Below are 16,960 nucleotides of genomic sequence, written 5' to 3' on the forward strand. Positions count from 1 at the left end.
TCCCTCAGTGACGGCCCGGCGGCGGCAGGCCTCGCGCCATTAGCCAATGGTCGTCGCGCCCGATGTCCGGGGTGTAGGGCCTCTCCTGGAAATACGGCCCGAGCGGCGAGATCCGGTCGAAGATGCGGCGCAGCTCCGCGATCGGCTCGTCATCCAGGTCCACGCGCAGGTCGAGGTAGGAGAAGGGCTCGTCCGCATGCACCAGGATGCAGGCGGAGTTCTGGCCTTCCTTCTGCCCGCCGGCGCGACCGCCGGCCTCGATGCCGCGTATCAACCGCTCCTCGAGGGCTGGTCCTTCGTCCAACACGGCCGCGGCCATCGCCTCCACCACCGCGGCGGAAACGACGGCGTTTGCCATCGCCAGCCAGCCGTCGCCGGTGATGTGGCCGGCGTAGAAGTTGTTCGTCTCGCCCGTGAAGGCCGCGGCGTGGCCGTAGATGTCCACGACGCCGATCTGCCGGGACGCGCGGCGGGGATCGCTGTCCGCGAGTTCCTGCACGACCTTCGGCGCGTGCCAGCCCAGCGCGATGAGCCGCTGGCAGGTCAGCGTCAGGCGCGGATCGGCGACCGCCTGCACCGATCCCGCCGCCATGCGCGACACCACGACGGGGCAGCGATTGCCCACGGCGACGGACCGCGTGGCCATCGCCACGCCCAGCATGCGCGTGCGCGGGCAGCGCGCGACGACGGTGAAGGTCATGCCTTGGCCTGCCTTTCCTTGGCGGCGATCCAATCGGCCTCGCCGCCCAGCGCATGGGGCTGGGCCGGGCGCAAGGCGTAGTAGTCGATGGTCGGACGATAGAGCTCCAGGACGCGGCGCAACTCACCGATGGGCTCGTCATGCTCGTCCACGCGCAGGTCGATCAGGGGATAGGGGTAGCTGCCATAGACCAGCAGCGCAGCCGAATGCTGGCCGCCATGCTGGCCGCCGGCGTCGCGCCCGGCTTCCAGTGCGGCCATCAGCCGGTCCTCGACCTCCTGCCCTTCGCGCGCGCGGAAGGTGTCGCGCATCGCGCTCGCCGTGCGTTCGCTGATCAGGCCATTGCCCATCGCAACCATGTTGGGTTCGCAGAAATGGCCGGACCAGTCCTTGTTCTGCGCGCCGGTGCGCGCGACCGCGTTGCCGTCGCGGTCGATCACGCTGAGCTGGCGCCATTCGACATGGGGGTCTGACGCCGCGATCTCGTCCAGCGTGCGCTGCGCGCTGTAGCCCAGCTTCATCAGGTTCAGCCCGAGCGGCCCAAGCCGCGGATCGGTCACCGCCATCGTAACCGTGATGCCGAGGCCGGGCTCGATGAAGGGACAGCGCGCGCCGACCGCGATCGGCCGCGTCGAGATCGCGACACCGAGCTTGCCGCTGCGCGGACAGCGCGCCGAAATCGCGAAGGTGGAGAATTCCTCGCCGAACGGGTGCATCGGGCCAACCTTCGATGGAACGCGGAAAGGCTAGTGCCAGCGCGTTGCCTCGGGCAAGGCGCAATGTTTATGCTGCCCCGATCGCCGCACGGCATCACGGAGGGTGCTTCCATGACCTTCACCATCGCGGCCCGCTGCCCGGAGACGGGCGCAATCGGCATCGGCATCGCGACATCCTCGCCGGCCGTGGGATCGCGCTGCGTGCATGTCATGCATGGCATCGGCGTGATCGCGCACCAGGCAACGCCCGAGCCGCGGCTGGCGCGCTGGGGCATGCGGATGCTGGAAATGGGCGCGAAGGCCCCGAAGGTGCTGAATGAACTGGCGGATGGCGATCCCGACATCGAGTTCCGCCAGATCGCGGTCATCGACACCACGGGCATCGCCGTGGCGCGCACCGGTGCAAACAACAAGAACCATTCCTCGCACCTGATCGGCGACGGCTTCGTGGCGCTCGGCAACTTCCTGGAAGGCGCGCATGTCGTGCGCGCGATCCATGACGGCTACCTCGGCAGCAAGGGCGAGCCCTTCGAGGAGCGGCTGATGCGCGCGATCGAGGCCGGGCGCGACGTCGGCGGCCAGTATCCCGAAGGCCAGACCTCGGCTGCGCTGCTGGTCTACAAGGACAAGGCGGTTGCGCATGTGGACCTGCGCGTGGACCACAGCATGGAGCCGATCGCCGAGCTCCGGCGCCTGCTGGAATGGTTCAAGCCCCTGCTGCCCTTCTACGAGGAGCGCTGCGACAACCCGCTGGTCGGCCGACACAAGGACTGGCTGAAGGCGCGCGGCGTCGACCGCCGCTTCGGCGAGGTGCCGCCGCATGTCGCGGAGAAGCGCGCGCGAGGCGAGGGGCCGCCGGCCGCGTGAGCCTGCTCGCGGTCGAGGACCTCTCCATCGCCTTCGGGCCGCCGTCGGGGTCACTAACGGTCGCTGACGGTGTCGCCTTCGACGTCGAACCCGGAGAGACCGTCGCGCTGGTGGGCGAGAGCGGCAGCGGGAAGTCTGTGACCGCGCTCGCGATCATGCGCCTGCTGGAGAGCCCGGGCCGCATCACCCGCGGCACGATCCGCTTCGCCGGCCAGGATCTTGCGACGCTCGACGAACGCGCGATGCGCCGCATCCGTGGCGACCGCATCGCCATGGTCTTCCAGGAACCCATGGCCTCGCTGAACCCGGTGCTCACGGTCGGCGCGCATGTCACGGAGCCGCTGCTGCTGCACCAGGGCCTCGATCGCGCCACGGCACGGAAGCGCGCGGTGGACCTGCTGGACCGCGTCGGCATCCCGTCGGCCGCGCGACGGATCGACGAGTATCCGCACCGGCTTTCGGGGGGCATGCGCCAGCGCGTGATGATCGCGGCGGCGCTGGCCTGCAAACCTGACCTGCTGATCGCGGACGAGCCGACCACCGCGCTCGACGTGACGGTACAGGCGCAGATCCTGCGGCTGCTGGCGGAGCTTCAGCGCGACCTCGGCATGGCGATGCTGTTCATCACGCATGATCTCGGCATCGTCGCCGAGCAGGCACGGCGCGTCGTGGTCATGTATGCCGGCCGTGTCGTCGAGCGCGCGCCGACCGCCGCCCTGTTCGACACCCCGGCGCATCCCTATGCGGCGGCGCTGCTGCGTTGCGTGCCTGGGGATGACGACACCGACCGCCTGGAGGCGATCGACGGCGTCGTTCCGGCACCGGACCGCCTTCCACCGGGCTGCCGGTTCGCGCCGCGCTGCACGCTCGCCATGGCCGAATGCACCCTCGCCCCGCCTGCGCTGCGCCGCGCCGGCCCGCTGCACGAGGCCGCCTGCATCCGGGTGCCGGCGTGACACCGCTGCTCGATGCGCGGGGCCTGTCGAAGCGCTTCCCGGTCCTGGGCGGCGCGTTCGGCCTGACGCAGGTCGGCGAGGTCCGTGCGGTGGAGGAGGTGGACCTCACCATCCACAGCGGCGAGGTGCTCGGCCTGGTTGGCGAGAGCGGCTGCGGCAAGTCCACCCTCGGCCGCCTGCTGATCCGCCTGATCGAACCCAGCGCCGGCCAGGTGCTGTTCGAAGGCCAGGACCTCGCCGCGGCCCGTGGGAACAGGCTCCGCCAATTGCGCCGGCGCATGCAGATGGTGTTCCAGGATCCCTTCGGATCGCTCAACCCGCGCATGCGCGTGGCCGAGACCGTGGCGGAGCCTCTGCGCCTTGCTGGCGTCGGGCGCGTCGAGCGCAGGGCGCGGGCGGAGGCGCTGCTGGCCCAGGTCGGCCTGCCGGCAGAAGCCGCGCACCGCTATCCCCACCAGTTCTCCGGCGGGCAGCGACAGCGCATCGGCGTCGCGCGCGCGCTGGCCCTGGATCCAGCGCTGGTCATCTGCGACGAGCCGGTCTCGGCGCTAGATGTCTCGGTGCAGGCCCAGGTCGTGAATCTCCTGCGAGACCTCCAGCGCGCGCGGGGGCTCGCCTACCTCTTCATCTCGCATGACCTGCGCGTGGTCCGGCATATCGCGGACCGCGTTGCCGTGATGTATCTCGGGCGGATTGTGGAAAGCGGGCCAAAGCGCGCGACCTTCCAGGCGCCGCTCCACCCGTATACGCGCGCGCTGCTCGCGGCCGCGCCGGTGCCACGCCCGGGCGGTCGCGCCGCAGAGGAGCCCTTGGCCGGCGAGATACCAAGCCCCCTCGCCCCGCCCTCCGGCTGCGGTTTCCACCCTCGATGCCCGATCGCGATGGCGCGCTGCCGTGAGGAACGGCCGGTGCTGAGCGGCGGCGAAAGACAGGTTGCCTGTCATCTTGCATGACGCGGCTCCGCCGGAGTGAGGCCGGCGGCCGATTGCGCGCGGCTAACGCGTTAGCGGCGAACGCGGTTTCGTCCGGCTCCTTGGAGCGAATCGAGCGCAGATACCTGGGCAAACTGCTGCGGCTCACGCTGCTGGCACCGCATGTTGTGGAGGCGATTCTGAACGGGCGGCAGACGGTTAACGTGGCCTTGCCGCGACTGCTGGAGCCGTTTCCCGTGGGGTGGTCAGTACACCAGCGCGCTCGAGGCCGGCGCAGCACCCTCGTGCTGCGGCCTCGACTGACCGCTTTGGACGCGCCCGGAAACGGACGAGCCCGGGGCACGTAGTCGCGCCCAAAGAGCTGCTCCGGAAGCCCGGCTCCAGCACGAAGGCTGATTCTAGCGATCCCTCAGCTCACGCGCTGGAGGAGGCAAACAACTTTCGCAGGCCCAATTGCGCCTGCTCCGGACGCTGCACATACTCCTGCCCAAGCCCACCTTCGCAGAGGACCCGCGCGATGCGTGACCAGGACGCCGTGGCAGCCCCAATGCCTGCATCCTCCCGCCGCGCGATCCTCGGTGCCGGCGCCGCGCTTCTCGGTCATCCCGCCCTCGCCCAAGCCCAGCGCTGGCGGGGGCGCGAGGTCGTCGCGACTGCCTTCGGCGGGCCCAGCCAGGACCTCATCCAGCGCCTTGTCTTCGACCCCATCGTGCAGGAAACCGGCGCCCGCGCCACCCAAACGCCGCTCCTCTCCGCCCAGGCTTTCGCCCGCATGCGCGCCGAGGCGCAGAGCCCGCAGGTGGACCTCTTCATGTTCTCCGGCGGACAGGAGAAGCCGGCCAAGGCCGACGGCCTTACCCAAGCCATTCCCGCCGGCGCCAACTTCGCCGGCGTCCCCGCCCACTTGAAGGACCCCGACGGCCACTGGATCGCCTGGGGCCTGGTGACGGAAGGTATCCTGTACCGTACCGACAAGGTCGCGACGCCGCCGCGCAGCTACCGCGACTTCTTTAGGCCGGAATTCGAAGGCCGCATCGCCTTCCCGCACATCACGAACGGCTACGGCACGGACTTCCTGGTTATGCTCGCCAAGACTTTCGGCGGCAGCGAGCAGAACATGACCCCGGGTTTCGACGCGCTCCGCCGCATCGCCGCCCGCGCTACCATCTTCCGCGCCGCGGCTGAGGTGCAGACACTGTTCTCCACCGGCGACATCTGGATCATGCCCTATGACGGGGCCTCGGCGATGCGCAGCACGGCGATGGGTATTCCCGTCGGCTACGCCGTACCGGAGGAAGGCGCGCCCTACTCGCTGCTTGTGGGCTGCGTCGCGCGCCGCAGCCGCAACGCCGACATCGCCAGCGCCGTGCTCGACGGTCATCTCGCCCCCGCGGTGCAGGCCGCGATCGCGCGCGAAGTCGGCTGGGCGCCGGTCAACGCCGCGACGCAGCTGCCGCCCGACGTCGCCCGCTACATGGCGCCGACGGACAAGCTGGCGACCCTCGACCGTGACGCCATCAACACCAACCGCCCCGCCTGGACCGAGCGTTTCAACCGGGAAATTTCCAGCCGGTGAATGCCGGCGCGCGGCAAGGCCTGATCGCCGCCGGCCTGATCGCGCCGGCGGCGCTGCTGTTCGGGGTGCTGTTCGTCTGGCCGCAGATCGGCCTGTTCGGGCAGTCCTTCACGCCGCCGCCCTTCGGGCTGGCGTCATACCAGCGCTTCCTGGGCGATGCTTATTACCTCGGCGTGCTGGCCAACAGCCTGGCACTTGGGGTCTGCGTCACGCTGGTCTGCCTGGCGCTGGGCTGGCCACTCGCCTTCCTGCTGGCGCGCACGGAATCGCGCTGGGCGGGGCTGCTGCTGCTGCTGACGACTTTCCCGCTCTGGGTCAGTGCGGTGGTGCGCAGCTTCGCTTGGATGGTGCTGTTCTACCGCGGCGGCACGATCAGCCGGCTGCTGCAGGGCAGCGGGCTGGTGCCGCCCGACTTCCAGCTTCTCGGCACCTTCTCCGGCGTTGTGGTCGCACTGGCCCAGGTTCTGCTGCCGATCATGGTTCTGACGCTCTACGCCGTTATCCGCGGCATCGACCGCGACCTCGAGCATGCCGCGATGAACCTCGGCGCGAGCCCCGGCGCGGCGATGTGGCTGGTGACGATGCGGCTCGCGCGGGGGGGGATCCTGGCGGGGTCGCTGCTGGTCTTCTCGCTGTCGGTCAGCGCCTTTGCCACACCCTCGCTCGTCGGCGGGGCCCGGGCGCATTTCATGGCGGTGACGATCTACGAACAGACGCTGGAACTGCTGGACTGGCCCTTCGCCGCCGCGGTCGCGGCGATCCTGGTCGTCATCGCCCTGACCGTCGCGCTGGTCTATGGCCGCCTGCTGGCGGACGAGGAGCGGTGATCTCGCTGCGCCATCCCCTGGGCTGGCTGCTGCGCATTTCCGCATTGGTCACCTTCGTCTACCTGCTGGGACCGCTACTGGTGATCGTCGCGGCGTCGCTGTCCGACACGGGGTATCTCGCCTTCCCGCCGCAGGGGCTTTCGCTGCGCTGGTACCGCTCGGCGCTGGCCGATGCGCGCTACGTCGACGGCTTCCTCGTCAGCCTGCGCCTGGGCGCGACCGTCGCGCTGATCTCGCTGGTGGTCGGCACCTCGGCGGCCGTCGCGCTCACGCGCTTCCGCTTCCCCGGCCGGGCGCTGATCGAGGCTTTCTTCCTGTCGCCGCTCGTGCTGCCGGGCCTGGTGCTGGCCGTGGCGCTGACGCTGTTCTTCGCCTCCAATCCGATCCTGCCGCCGGGCATGACAAGGCTCGTCGCCGCGCACCTCGTGGTCGGCGTGCCTCTGGTGCTGCGAGTCATGCTGCCCGTGCTGAAGCGCGTGGACCAGTCGGTCGAGGAAGCTGCGCAGAACCTCGGCGCGACGCCGCTGCAGGCCTTCTTCCTGGTGACGCTGCCGGCACTTCGGCCGGGGCTCTTCGCCGCCGCCGCGCTCGCCTTCATCTTCTCCTTCGACGAGGTCGAAATGGCGCTCTTCGTGGGTTCCGTCCGTGAGGCGCCGCTCACCGTCGTGCTCTACGGGGCAGCCCAGATGGCCTTCGATCCGACCGTTGCCGCAGTCTCCTCCCTCCTAATCCTGCTCGCGCTGGTGCTGATGGTCGCGCAGCAGCTCTACGCGCAGCGATGAGCGGGGCGGAACTCGTCCTGGACGGCCTCGCGCGCCGCTATGGCGCGACCGTGGCGGTGGATCGCGTGGACCTGGCGGTCGCGCCTGGTGAACTCGTAGCGCTGCTCGGTCCCTCGGGCTGCGGCAAGACCACGACGCTGCGCATGGTCGCCGGCTTCGTGGAGCCGAGCGCCGGGCGCGTGCGTCTGCGCGGCCTAGATATCACGACGCTGCCCGCTCATCGCCGCGATGCCGGCATGGTGTTCCAGTCCTATGCGCTGTTCCCGCATCTCTCGGTCGCCGAGAACATCGCCTTCGGCTTGCGCCGCCGCGGCGTCGGCCGCGCGGAAATCACCGAACGCGTCGGCCGCATGATCGACCTGCTGCAGCTGACCGGCCTCCAGGACCGCCTGCCCCGCCAGCTCTCGGGCGGGCAGCAGCAGCGCGTCGCGGTCGGCCGCGCCCTGGTGATCCGCCCCGCTGTCGTGCTGCTGGACGAGCCCTTCTCCAACCTCGACGCCCTGCTGCGCGAAGGCACGCGGATCGAGTTGCGGCGCCTGCAGACCGAACTCGGCTTGACCACGCTCTTCGTCACGCATGACCAGGCCGAGGCGATGGCGATCTCCGACCGCATCGCGGTGATGCACAAGGGCAGGCTCGAGCAGCTCGGCACGCCGCGGGAGGTCTACGACCACCCCGCCACGCGCTTCGTCGCCGGCTTCATCGGCCGCGCCAACCTCTTCGAAGTCATGACGCACGCTGCCGGCGGCCAGGTTTCGGAGGATGGCATCAATCTGAACGGCCCGTGCGCCGCGACGCTGGTGCTGCGCCCCGAACGCATCTCGCTGGACGAGGCCGAGCCAGGCCCGGCCAACGCCGCCCGCGGCACGGTGGAGGTCGTCTCCTTCCTCGGCACGGGCGTGCAGCTCATACTGCGCCTGGCGGGCGGCCGCGCGCTGATGGTCGAAGGCCCGGCCGCGCTCGCCGACCGCTTCCGCCCCGGCAGCCCCGCCACGGCCCGTTGGCACGCCGAGGACCTGATCTCGATCCCGGCGCGTTGAGGCGCCGACAGCACGGAGGAACAGCCATGCGCTTCGGCACCGCGGAGGCCGCGCCCGGCGAGCTCGCCAAGGGCGTCATCGAGCTCGGCAGCGACCCCATCCTTCCACTGCTCTCGCCCGTGCTGCTCGCCCGCGGCGCGCAGCCGGGCCCACGGCTCTACATCCAATGCCTGATCCATGGCGGGGAGAATGTCGGCCCCATCGCGGCGGCCCGCTTCCTGCGCGGGCTCGACCTGAAGCAGATGAAGGGCAGCATCGCTGCGCTGATGTGCGCCAACCCGCTGGGCCAGCGGCAGCACAGCCGGCTGATCACGCAGGACGGCACCAACCTCAACCGCATCTTCCCGGGCAAGCCCGACGGCAGCGTCGGCGAGCAGATCGCGCATCGCCTGCTGGCGTTGGCCGGCGAGCATGGCGGGGACGCCGTGCTCGACCTGCATTCCGGCGGCGAGCTGACGATCACCGCCTTCTACGTGATCTACGACGCCAAGGTGATGGGACCTGCGCAGCAGAAGGCGCAGCAACTCGCCGCGCAGATCGGCAGCCGATACCAATGGGGCGCGTCGGAGGATTGGATGGAGGGCACCTACCTCACCAACGTCACGCGCCGCCACGGCATCCCGAGCCTGATCATCGAGAGCGGCGGCGGCGCGCGCGTGCGGGAGGAGGACTTGGCGAACTTCTCCACCGCGCTGCATGGCGCCGCGCGCGCGCTCGGCATGATGGCGGGCGATCCGCCCGCCGCGACCGACATCCGCCGCGGCGGCAACGCCGTGCATGTGAAATGCACGCGCGGCGGCTACTGGAACCCCGCGATCGAGCCCGGCCAGGACATGACCAGCGGGCAGTTGATGGGCGAGATCGTCGACATGTATGGCGAGGTCGTGGAGACGATCCGCTGCCCCACGCCGCAGGCCTGGGTCGGCTCGATCCGCCGGCCCTGGATGCCGCTCTATGCCGGCGACCAGGTGGTTGAGGTCGTGGAGCGCAAGCCGTGACGCTCGCGGAATTCACGGCCTGGGCGGCGCGGCTCGGTCTGGACCGGCTCACGGAGGACGACCTCGCTGAGCTGCATCGCGGCTGGCTGGGCATGCAGCGGCAACTGGACCGGGTCCGGGCGGGCCTGCGTGCGGACGACCTGCCGCCCAAGCCGCCGCTCGGGACATGAGCGACCTGGTCTGGCTGACCGCGGCCGGGGGTGCGCGGCGAATCGCTGCGGGCTCGCTCACCTCGCAGCGCTGGACGGAGGCGCTGCTGGCGCACGCCGCCGCGCTGCAGCCGCGCCTTGCCGCCTGGATCACGTTGGACGAGGCCGGCGCGCTGGACGCCGCGCGCGGCGCCGATCGCGCGACGCCGTGCGGTCCGCTGCATGGCGTGCCGCTCGGCCTGAAGGACTGCATCGACACGGCCGGGCTGCGCACCACCGGCCACTCGCGGCTTCACCTTCACCGCGTGCCCGTGCGCGATGCGCTAATCACCGCGCGACTGCGAGAGGCCGGCGCCGTCATCATCGGCAAACACGCGATGTACGAGCTGTCCTATGGCGGCCCTTCCTTCGACCTGCCCTTCCCGCCCGCGCGCAATCCCTGGGATCCCGATCGCATCCCCGGCGGCTCCTCCTCCGGCTCCGCCGCGGCCGTGGCGTCCGGCCAGGGACCGATCGCAGTCGGGACGGATGCCGGCGGCTCCATCCGCCAGCCCGCTTCCTATTGCGGCGTGGTCGGGCTGAAGCCGACGCTGGGCCTTGTGCCGCGCGAGGGCGTGCTGCCCATGACCTTCACCATGGGCGAGGCCGGCCCGATGGCGCGCACGGCCGAGGACGCCGCGCTGCTGCTCGACGCCATTGCCGGGACCACGACGGCCGCGCGCATCGCCGAGGGCGTCGCCGGCGCGCGCATTGGCGTGCTGCGCAACTTCTTCGACGGCGCGGAGGTCCGCGCGGCGGACGCGGTCATCGCCGCGGTGGAGAATGGCCTGTCGCTGCTGTCTTCGCTCGGCGCGCGCGTGGCCGATGCCGAAGCCCCGTCACCCCGCGACCTCGACGCCTGCGGCCGGGTCATCCTGCTCGCCGAGGCTTTCGCGAACCACGAGGCGCAGTTGCGCTCCGACCCCTCCGTCTATGGCCGCCTCGCGCGGCACCGCTTCGCGCTCGGCGCCTTCCTCTCCGCCGCCGACCTGCTGCAGGCGCAGCGCCGCCGCATGGCGCTGGCGGCGCAGATGGATGCGCTTTTCGACGGCCACGATCTGCTGGTCTGCGCCGGCGAGGTCTCGGGCGCGCCGCGCTTCGACGAAGCGGTCTCCGGCGAGAGCTTCCCTTTCGTTGCGCAGCTCTCGCTGCGCATCCCGTTCAACCTGACGGGCCACCCCGCCCTGGTCCTGCCCTGCGGCTTCGATGAAGAAGGCATGCCGCTCGCGCTGCAGATTGTCGGGCGGCGCGGCGAGGAGGCGCGCCTCCTCGCCGCCGCGCACGCGCTGGAAGCGCGCCTCGGCCTGCGGGACGCCCGCCCGCCGCTCAGCCTTCCCGCCTGATCTCCAGCATCTTCGCGCCGCGCAGCCGGATATCGGCGCATTCCTTCGCGAAGCCCGGCAGGTCCTCCGGCAGCATGCGGCCGAACATGGTGACCGGCGTCCAGCCGAGCGGGCCGAAGACGCGTCCGCCGTCGCCGTAGAACATGCCGATCTCCCAGAACTCGTCGGTGAGACCCTTCATCATGTTCGGGGCCTGGTAGAACCACAGCACGTCGCCCGGTGTCGGGATCACCGTCTGGTTCTCGCCAGGCAACGCTCGGGGATCGAAGGTCTGGGCGGATTTCGGCAGGCCGATCATGATCTCCGGCCCTGCGAACATCGCGTGGAAGCTGAGCTCGCGGACCGGCTGAGCCAGCGCGTTCCAGATTGCCTCCACTGTCTGCGGTGCCAGCGTCTCGTGGAGTTCCACGCGGCCGCTCACCCCGGCATCCACGAAGGTGAATCGCAGCATCCTGGGCATCCGGCTCTCCATGGCTCGTGACGCGCCATGACAATCGCTCGCCGCCGTGCGGTCAAGGGAAGGCGCGCTCTTACCGGCACCGGGGGGAGCGCGCCTCCCGAGGGCCGGTCGGCAGGTCGGCGACCGAAGTCCGCTTGCGCCACTTGGCGATGGTCTTGGGGTTTACCCCGTAGCGGTGCGCCAGTTCCCTCAGGCTCGCTTGACTATGCTGGGTCGCGCGACGGACCGCCTCTTTCGTGGTGGCGCTGCCGTGGAGAACCTGGCCCATAGCGGGTCCTTCCATGCCGGGGAAAAGACTGCACCATCAAACCCTGGGATCAAACAGTCCCGGGCCGCCGTGGACAAACTCAGCTTCGTGCACGGACTGGTGCACGCCGGCGCGACGCTCAGTTCCGGGCGGCCCTGACAGCAGACAGCGCCGCGGCCAAGCGCGCCGCCCAGGCCGTTCGGCCCTCGCCACCTTCGAGCAGGTCCTGACGCACCTCGATCAGGGCGGCGTCGATCCCTCGCTGGTCGCCATGGACGGGGACCGTGTAGTCCTCGGCCGGCTCGATGCGGTATGGCTCGTTGTCGCCAACCACGATGTCCCCTGCGCCCGACAGCGCAGCCACCAGCGCAGCACCGAAGCCGGCGGCCCGCGCGTACAGCACGCCGGCGTGCCAAGGCCGGCGGTGGCCGTGGAAGACAGGCGTGAAGCTGTGGACGCCGATGACGATCGCCCGCCGGCCTGCACCCGCCCGCTCGTCGAGATGCTGCGTCACGCGCGCGTGGAACGGCGTGAACCAGGTCGCCGTGCGGCGCAGCCTCTCCTCCTGCGGGAGGTCGCGATTGCCGGGGATCTCCGTCGCTTCGCTGACGATCGGGATGCTCGTCGGCGCCCAGAGCGGTCGGTTCAGGTCGATCAGCAGCCGCGAACAGCCCGACAGGAAAAGCGGCGCATCGAGCAGTGCCGACAGGCGCATGGCGAGAGCGGCCGCTCCGATGTCCCAGGCAATGTGCCGCGTAAGCTCCTCCGGTGGCAGGCCCAGAGCCGCGTAGCGCAGGGGGATGTGGTTCGATGCGTGCTCGCACAGCAGCACGAAGACGGACGCGCCTTCCTCGTTGACGACGGTGACGGCCGGAGGGTGCGGGGCCAGGCGCCCCCCCGCGGCCGATCCGTGCCTCATCGGTCGACCGGCGCAGCGAAGAACGGAGGCGCCGCGGTGTCCTGCGGCGGCACCTCTTCCGTGACCACCATGAAGCCAGCGAGCGTGCAGGGCCCGAAGGTCGTCGCGAGCGCGACATCCGTTGCATCGCGCCCGCGCGCCATCAGAATGCGGCCGACCCGCCGGACGTTGTGGCGCGCGTCGAAGGTGTGCCAATGGCCGCCGAGATAGGCCTCGAACCACGCGCTGAAATCCATCGGTGCGTCGGAGGCCGGCACGCCGATGTCACCGAGGTAGCCCGTGCAGTAGCGTGCGGGTATGTTCATGCAGCGGCAGAGCGCCACGGCGAGATGCGCGAAGTCACGGCAGACGCCGCGCCGGTCCGCATGCCCGGTCCAGGCGGTCCTGGTCGAATCGGCATGCTCGTAGCCGAAGGTGATGCGGTCGTGCACGTAGTCGCAGATCGCCTGCACCCGCGCCCAGCCCGGCGGCGTGCCGCCGAACAGCGACCAGGCCGTGTCGGACAGCCTGTCCGTCTCGCAGTACCGGCTTCCTAGAAGATAGACCAGCACGTCATCCGGCAGATCCTGCACGGAATGCTGTGAAGCCTCCAGCGCCACCGCATCCAGCGTGCCGGGGTCCGTCACCATGAGCTCGGCCGCCATCGTGAGGCGGCCGACAGGTGCGACGATACGGGTGCAGATGTTCCCGTAGACGTCGCGGTACTCCGTTGGGCCGACGGGTGGATCGAAGGCGATCCGCTGCGGGCCGAGCAGATGGGGCATCCGTTCGGGATGGATGCTGAGGGCCAGCAGCATCGGGGTCGGCTGCGGGCAGTCATAGGCGATTTCGAAGCCTGCACGGATCAGCATGAACGAGGATCTCCGGGACGTGCCGAACGCCGCCGAGGGACGGGCGTGCATGGCGGGTGGGCGGAATTCACGATCGTGCCGCGGCAGCGCGGCGCGGGCTGGCCTCGGGCCGGCCAGGTTCGTCGGCAGTCACGTCGACGGCGACCGTCATGCCGAGGCTGTCGGCGGGGAAGCCGGTCCATGTGCCGTGCAGCGGCAGCGCCTGCGCGGGATCGCGCGCCACGGCGACGCGGATCAGGTCCCGGTTGCCGACGATGCCGTTTGTGGGATCGAATTCGACCCATCCGGCACCAGGAAGGTAGACCCGCGCCCAGGCATGCGTCGAACCGCCGCCGGTGTGATGATCCGTTAGGCTTCCCGGACCGTACACGTAGCCCGACACGAAGCGAGCAGCGAGCCCGAGCGAACGCGCCGCCTCGATCATCAGCAAGGCGAAGTCGCGACACGTGCCGCTGCCGAGCTTCAGCGTCCTGACCGGCTCCTGCGTGCCCCGCTCGTGGCGGGCGACATAGGTCAGTTCGCGCTTGATCGTGTGCGTCATCGCGGTGAGCAGGTCGATGGTGCGCGTCGGCCCGTTCGCGTTCAGGAAACGACGTGCCCAGAGATCCACTTGGCGGTCTCGATCGGCATAGTGCCGCTCGATGGACCTCGCGAGATCGGGCATCTCGTCCATGCCGTAGGAGAACGGATAGGTCGTCGCATAGTCGTCGAGCTGGAAGTCGAGTTCGTTCAGGGGCCGGTGTTCGAGCCGCACCATGCTCTCGAAGCGGAGTTCCCGCGCGCGGCCGGCGAAGCGCGCGACGGCGACGCTGTTGCCGAACACGTCGTGGACCCAGCGTATCTCCGACGGCGCCGGCGTGATGTCGAGCTTCACCTCGAGCAGGCGCTGGTCGTGACCCTCGCGGGGGCGGAGCATCATGCGATGCTCCCCGAAGGCGACGGGCTGACGGTAGCTGTAGGTCGTGACATGGCGGACGACGAGGATGGGCATTGCGCTCCGCCTCAGGACTGGTGCTGGCTCTGCGACTGCCGGACCTGCGGCGCGCCGAAGAAGGCGATCGCGAGATCATCGGTGGCCGCGACGAGGGAGCGTTGGACCTGGTCCAGGAATCCGTGCAGGCCCTGCGCGATGACCTGATCGATCGTGATCGCGCCGAGCGATGCGTTCAGTGCGGCGAGCCCCTTGGCGGCGGACGCCCCGCCCGGCAGCCCGTGCCGGCTGCGCAGCACGCCGAGGATCCGGTCGGCCTCGCCGACGCAGAATGTCACTGCACGAGGAAAGCGGGGATGCAGCAGCAGGAAGCCGGAGACGCCGGCCGGGGTAACGCCGCCCGGTACGACACGCAGGTAGGCGTGGTGCGCCGCCGCCGAGCGCAGCACGATGTCCCACTGGCTCACATCGATGCGCTGCCCGACATCCTCGGCGCGGGGCAGCAGGGCGTGGTACTTGATGTCGATCAGCCGCGTCGTCTGGTCCGCGCGTTCGATGAAGCGGCCGAGGCGGTAGAAGTAGGATCCCTGGTCACGGTGCAGGGTGCCGTCGGTGATGCCGGTATGCGTCTGGCACGCCTCCTTGATGCGGCCGAGCAGCCGCGTCAGGCCGGATGGCGCGAGAGCCGCCGCGTCGATCTCGCTCACCCATTTGTGGAACACGTTGAGCTGCGCCCACATCTCCGTGGAGATCAGCGGCCGCAGGACCCTCGCATTCTCCCGCGCGGCGGCGACGGCGCTGACGATGGACGTCGGGTTTGCGCGGTCCGTCACGCAGAATCGGAGAACCGCGTCGGGCGTCGGCGCGCCATGTGTTGCCGCAAAGCGCTCCTCGTCGGCGTTGAGTTGCAGCACGGGCAGCCAGACCTGTTCGCCGCGGCGGTCGCGCGCGAAAGTCGCGTTGACGTCGAGGATGCGCGCCAGGTTCTCAGCCCGCTCGACGTAGCGCGCGAGCCAGAAGATGCTCTCCGCGTAGCGGGCGAGGAGCTCCTCAGCCAAGGACCCAGGTGTCCTTCGATCCGCCGCCCTGCGAGGAGTTCACGATCAGCGATCCTTCCCGCAGCGCCACTCGCGTCAAGCCGCCAGGCAGCACCCAGGTCTGCGCGCCGGTGACTGCGAAGGGCCTGAGGTCCACATGACGCGGCTCCACCCGGTCGCCGATGAGGGTCGGCGTGACGGAGAGATCGAGGCAGGGCTGACTGATGTAGTTGCCGGGATCGGCGATCAGTCGCGCTCGGCAGGCCGCGATCTCCGCCTGCGTCGCACGGGGCCCGACCATGATGCCGTAGCCCCCGGATTCACCCACCGGCTTGACGACGAGCTCCGCCAGGTGATCGAGCGTGTAGCGCAGCCCGTCCGGCTCCCGGCAGATGTGGGTCTCGACATTCGGCAGGATCGGCTCCTGGCCGAGATAGTAGCGGATGACCTGCGGCATGTAGGCGTAGATCGCCTTGTCGTCGGCGACACCGGTGCCGACGGCGTTCGCCAGGTTGACGTTGCCGGCGCGGTACGCGCGCACAAGTCCGCGCACGCCGAGCAAGCTGTCCGCCCGGAATGCCTCAGGATCGAGGAAGTCGTCGTCGATGCGGCGGTAGATCACGTCCACCCGCGCGAGCCCGCATGTCGTGCGCATCCAGACGCGGTCCTTGGCGTCCACCTCGAGGTCCCGTCCCTCGACAAGCGGCACGCCCATCTCGCGCGCGAGGAACACGTGTTCGAAGAACGCCGAATTGTATGGGCCGGGCGAGAGCAGCACGAGCGCAGCATCCGTCACCCCGGGCGGCGCCACCTCGCGCAACGCCGCGCGCAGCCGCTGCCCGTAGTCGTCGATCGGCCGCACCGCGATACCCTCCAGCAGGTCCGGGAAGGCGCGCATGGTCATGTGCCGGTTCTCGACGACGTAGCTCACGCCGGATGGCGTGCGCGCATTGTCCTCGAGGACACGGAGGCAGCCGCTGCCGTCGCGAACGATGTCCGTGCCGGAGACGTGCACGTAGGTCCGGTGCGGCAGGTCGAGCCCCTGCATGGCTGGGCGGTAGTTCGCGTTGCCCAGCACAAGCTCGGCCGGAATGACGCTGTCCCGCAGGATTCGTTGGTCGTGATATATATCGTGCAGCAGATGGTTCAGCGCCACGACGCGCTGGGATATGCCGCGTTCCACCTGCTGCCACTCCTCGGCCGAGATCAGCCGCGGGATAGCATCGAAGGGAAGGACCCGGTCGATCGCAGCGTTGTCGGAGTAGACGGCGAAGGTGATGCCGCGGTCATGGAGCTCGGCTTCGGCGTCGATGACGCGCGTCCGCATCTCCTCCACAGACAGCCCAGCGAGGCGGCGCAGGAGAGGCCCCCCTGCGCTGGCGCCGAGCAACTCGCAGTAGAAATCGCCCGGCGTGTAGTCGTTCAACATGGCATCTTGAGTCCTGCTTGCCCGGTGTCGGTGCACGCTGCAAATGCGGACCCAGCACGAACAGTGCCAGGGCTCCGGACAATCTGCTCAGAAGCATCGACTGGCGGCCAGCCTTAGCCGCTCCGTCGCGCGCCTCGGGTCACGTATGCGCGCGGCGTAGG

Annotated in this window: 18 protein-coding genes and 1 pseudogene; 10 read left to right on the top strand and 9 right to left on the bottom strand. The window is 69.9% G+C overall.

Annotated features, from left to right (window positions below; all coding sequences use genetic code 11):
- Nucleotides 1-4: 4 nt before the first annotated feature.
- Together ACLF3M_RS11700 and ACLF3M_RS11705 are read right to left on the bottom strand one after the other, a co-directional pair.
- Nucleotides 5-700, bottom strand: a complete 696-nt coding sequence (locus ACLF3M_RS11700) for a DUF1028 domain-containing protein (RefSeq protein WP_430657106.1) — start codon at nt 698-700, stop codon at nt 5-7.
- Nucleotides 697-1,416 carry a DUF1028 domain-containing protein gene (locus ACLF3M_RS11705; RefSeq protein ID WP_430657107.1) on the bottom strand — a complete coding sequence of 240 codons (720 nt, stop codon included), beginning with the start codon at nt 1,414-1,416 and terminating at the stop codon, nt 697-699. The genes ACLF3M_RS11700 and ACLF3M_RS11705 overlap by 4 nt, the downstream gene beginning before the upstream one ends.
- A 111-nt stretch (nt 1,417-1,527) precedes the next feature.
- Between ACLF3M_RS11705 and ACLF3M_RS11710 the strand changes: the two genes are divergently transcribed.
- The 10 genes from ACLF3M_RS11710 to ACLF3M_RS11755 all read left to right on the top strand — a co-directional run bounded on the left by ACLF3M_RS11710 (nt 1,528) and on the right by ACLF3M_RS11755 (nt 10,925).
- Complete coding sequence (locus ACLF3M_RS11710) at nt 1,528-2,283, top strand: DUF1028 domain-containing protein (protein WP_430657108.1); 756 nt, start codon at nt 1,528-1,530, stop codon at nt 2,281-2,283.
- On the top strand, nt 2,280-3,239 hold the full coding sequence (locus tag ACLF3M_RS11715) for an ABC transporter ATP-binding protein (protein ID WP_430657109.1): 960 nt from the start codon (nt 2,280-2,282) through the stop codon (nt 3,237-3,239). The genes ACLF3M_RS11710 and ACLF3M_RS11715 overlap by 4 nt, the downstream gene beginning before the upstream one ends.
- The gene (locus ACLF3M_RS11720) at nt 3,236-4,192 is read left to right on the top strand and encodes an ABC transporter ATP-binding protein (RefSeq protein WP_430657110.1); all 957 of its coding nucleotides are present in this window, start codon (nt 3,236-3,238) and stop codon (nt 4,190-4,192) included. The genes ACLF3M_RS11715 and ACLF3M_RS11720 overlap by 4 nt, the downstream gene beginning before the upstream one ends.
- 496 nt (nt 4,193-4,688) lie before the next feature.
- Entirely contained in the window at nt 4,689-5,747 is a 1,059-nt protein-coding gene (locus tag ACLF3M_RS11725) for an ABC transporter substrate-binding protein (RefSeq protein ID WP_430657111.1), read from the top strand.
- The gene (locus tag ACLF3M_RS11730) at nt 5,744-6,574 is read left to right on the top strand and encodes an ABC transporter permease (RefSeq protein WP_430657112.1); all 831 of its coding nucleotides are present in this window, start codon (nt 5,744-5,746) and stop codon (nt 6,572-6,574) included. Before ACLF3M_RS11725 ends, ACLF3M_RS11730 begins: the two co-directional genes overlap by 4 nt.
- Nucleotides 6,571-7,356, top strand: a complete 786-nt coding sequence (locus ACLF3M_RS11735; protein ID WP_430657113.1) for an ABC transporter permease — start codon at nt 6,571-6,573, stop codon at nt 7,354-7,356. The genes ACLF3M_RS11730 and ACLF3M_RS11735 overlap by 4 nt, the downstream gene beginning before the upstream one ends.
- Nucleotides 7,353-8,396, top strand: a complete 1,044-nt coding sequence (locus tag ACLF3M_RS11740; protein WP_430657114.1) for an ABC transporter ATP-binding protein — start codon at nt 7,353-7,355, stop codon at nt 8,394-8,396. Before ACLF3M_RS11735 ends, ACLF3M_RS11740 begins: the two co-directional genes overlap by 4 nt.
- A 26-nt stretch (nt 8,397-8,422) precedes the next feature.
- Nucleotides 8,423-9,394 (top strand): succinylglutamate desuccinylase/aspartoacylase family protein, encoded by a 972-nt coding sequence (locus ACLF3M_RS11745; RefSeq protein ID WP_430657115.1) that lies wholly within the window; start codon nt 8,423-8,425, stop codon nt 9,392-9,394.
- Complete coding sequence (locus tag ACLF3M_RS11750; protein WP_430657116.1) at nt 9,391-9,564, top strand: hypothetical protein; 174 nt, start codon at nt 9,391-9,393, stop codon at nt 9,562-9,564. The genes ACLF3M_RS11745 and ACLF3M_RS11750 overlap by 4 nt, the downstream gene beginning before the upstream one ends.
- A complete protein-coding gene (locus ACLF3M_RS11755) occupies nt 9,561-10,925 on the top strand; it encodes an amidase (RefSeq protein WP_430657117.1) in 1,365 nt (454 codons plus the stop codon). The genes ACLF3M_RS11750 and ACLF3M_RS11755 overlap by 4 nt, the downstream gene beginning before the upstream one ends.
- Here ACLF3M_RS11755 and ACLF3M_RS11760 read toward each other — a convergent pair.
- The 7 genes and pseudogenes from ACLF3M_RS11760 to ACLF3M_RS11790 form a co-directional block, all read right to left on the bottom strand.
- Nucleotides 10,909-11,385 carry a DUF3830 family protein gene (locus ACLF3M_RS11760; protein WP_430657118.1) on the bottom strand — a complete coding sequence of 159 codons (477 nt, stop codon included), beginning with the start codon at nt 11,383-11,385 and terminating at the stop codon, nt 10,909-10,911. The genes ACLF3M_RS11755 and ACLF3M_RS11760 overlap by 17 nt on opposite strands.
- 85 nt (nt 11,386-11,470) lie before the next feature.
- A pseudogene (locus ACLF3M_RS11765) lies at nt 11,471-11,653 on the bottom strand (IS481 family transposase); the annotation flags it as partial.
- 118 nt (nt 11,654-11,771) lie between these two features.
- Nucleotides 11,772-12,551, bottom strand: coding sequence for an N-formylglutamate amidohydrolase (locus tag ACLF3M_RS11770; protein WP_430657119.1), 780 nt, complete (start codon nt 12,549-12,551; stop codon nt 11,772-11,774).
- A complete protein-coding gene (locus tag ACLF3M_RS11775; protein ID WP_430657120.1) occupies nt 12,548-13,402 on the bottom strand; it encodes a transglutaminase-like domain-containing protein in 855 nt (284 codons plus the stop codon). Before ACLF3M_RS11775 ends, ACLF3M_RS11770 begins: the two co-directional genes overlap by 4 nt.
- A 67-nt stretch (nt 13,403-13,469) precedes the next feature.
- On the bottom strand, nt 13,470-14,393 hold the full coding sequence (locus ACLF3M_RS11780) for a transglutaminase family protein (RefSeq protein ID WP_430657121.1): 924 nt from the start codon (nt 14,391-14,393) through the stop codon (nt 13,470-13,472).
- A gap of 11 nt (nt 14,394-14,404) precedes the next feature.
- Complete coding sequence (locus tag ACLF3M_RS11785) at nt 14,405-15,391, bottom strand: alpha-E domain-containing protein (RefSeq protein ID WP_430657122.1); 987 nt, start codon at nt 15,389-15,391, stop codon at nt 14,405-14,407.
- Nucleotides 15,384-16,799, bottom strand: a complete 1,416-nt coding sequence (locus ACLF3M_RS11790) for a circularly permuted type 2 ATP-grasp protein (RefSeq protein WP_430657123.1) — start codon at nt 16,797-16,799, stop codon at nt 15,384-15,386. The genes ACLF3M_RS11785 and ACLF3M_RS11790 overlap by 8 nt, the downstream gene beginning before the upstream one ends.
- Between the last annotated feature and the right edge of the window lie 161 nt (nt 16,800-16,960).

It is taken from the genome of Falsiroseomonas sp. HW251 (genome assembly GCF_050563545.1).
In the GTDB taxonomy this organism is placed as follows: Bacteria; Pseudomonadota; Alphaproteobacteria; order Acetobacterales; family Acetobacteraceae; genus Falsiroseomonas.

What these genes read in the sequence shown, in the direction of transcription:
- ACLF3M_RS11775 (WP_430657120.1), bottom strand. Translation starts at nt 13,402, where the DNA reads ATGCTGATCCGTGCAGGCTTCGAAATCGCCTATGACTGCCCGCAGCCG.
- ACLF3M_RS11725 (WP_430657111.1), top strand. Translation starts at nt 4,689, where the DNA reads ATGCGTGACCAGGACGCCGTGGCAGCCCCAATGCCTGCATCCTCCCGC.
- ACLF3M_RS11740 (WP_430657114.1), top strand. Translation starts at nt 7,353, where the DNA reads ATGAGCGGGGCGGAACTCGTCCTGGACGGCCTCGCGCGCCGCTATGGC.
- ACLF3M_RS11770 (WP_430657119.1), bottom strand. Translation starts at nt 12,551, where the DNA reads ATGAGGCACGGATCGGCCGCGGGGGGGCGCCTGGCCCCGCACCCTCCG.
- ACLF3M_RS11780 (WP_430657121.1), bottom strand. Translation starts at nt 14,393, where the DNA reads ATGCCCATCCTCGTCGTCCGCCATGTCACGACCTACAGCTACCGTCAG.
- ACLF3M_RS11760 (WP_430657118.1), bottom strand. Translation starts at nt 11,385, where the DNA reads ATGCCCAGGATGCTGCGATTCACCTTCGTGGATGCCGGGGTGAGCGGC.
- ACLF3M_RS11705 (WP_430657107.1), bottom strand. Translation starts at nt 1,416, where the DNA reads ATGCACCCGTTCGGCGAGGAATTCTCCACCTTCGCGATTTCGGCGCGC.
- ACLF3M_RS11700 (WP_430657106.1), bottom strand. Translation starts at nt 700, where the DNA reads ATGACCTTCACCGTCGTCGCGCGCTGCCCGCGCACGCGCATGCTGGGC.
- ACLF3M_RS11710 (WP_430657108.1), top strand. Translation starts at nt 1,528, where the DNA reads ATGACCTTCACCATCGCGGCCCGCTGCCCGGAGACGGGCGCAATCGGC.
- ACLF3M_RS11790 (WP_430657123.1), bottom strand. Translation starts at nt 16,799, where the DNA reads ATGTTGAACGACTACACGCCGGGCGATTTCTACTGCGAGTTGCTCGGC.
- ACLF3M_RS11755 (WP_430657117.1), top strand. Translation starts at nt 9,561, where the DNA reads ATGAGCGACCTGGTCTGGCTGACCGCGGCCGGGGGTGCGCGGCGAATC.
- ACLF3M_RS11745 (WP_430657115.1), top strand. Translation starts at nt 8,423, where the DNA reads ATGCGCTTCGGCACCGCGGAGGCCGCGCCCGGCGAGCTCGCCAAGGGC.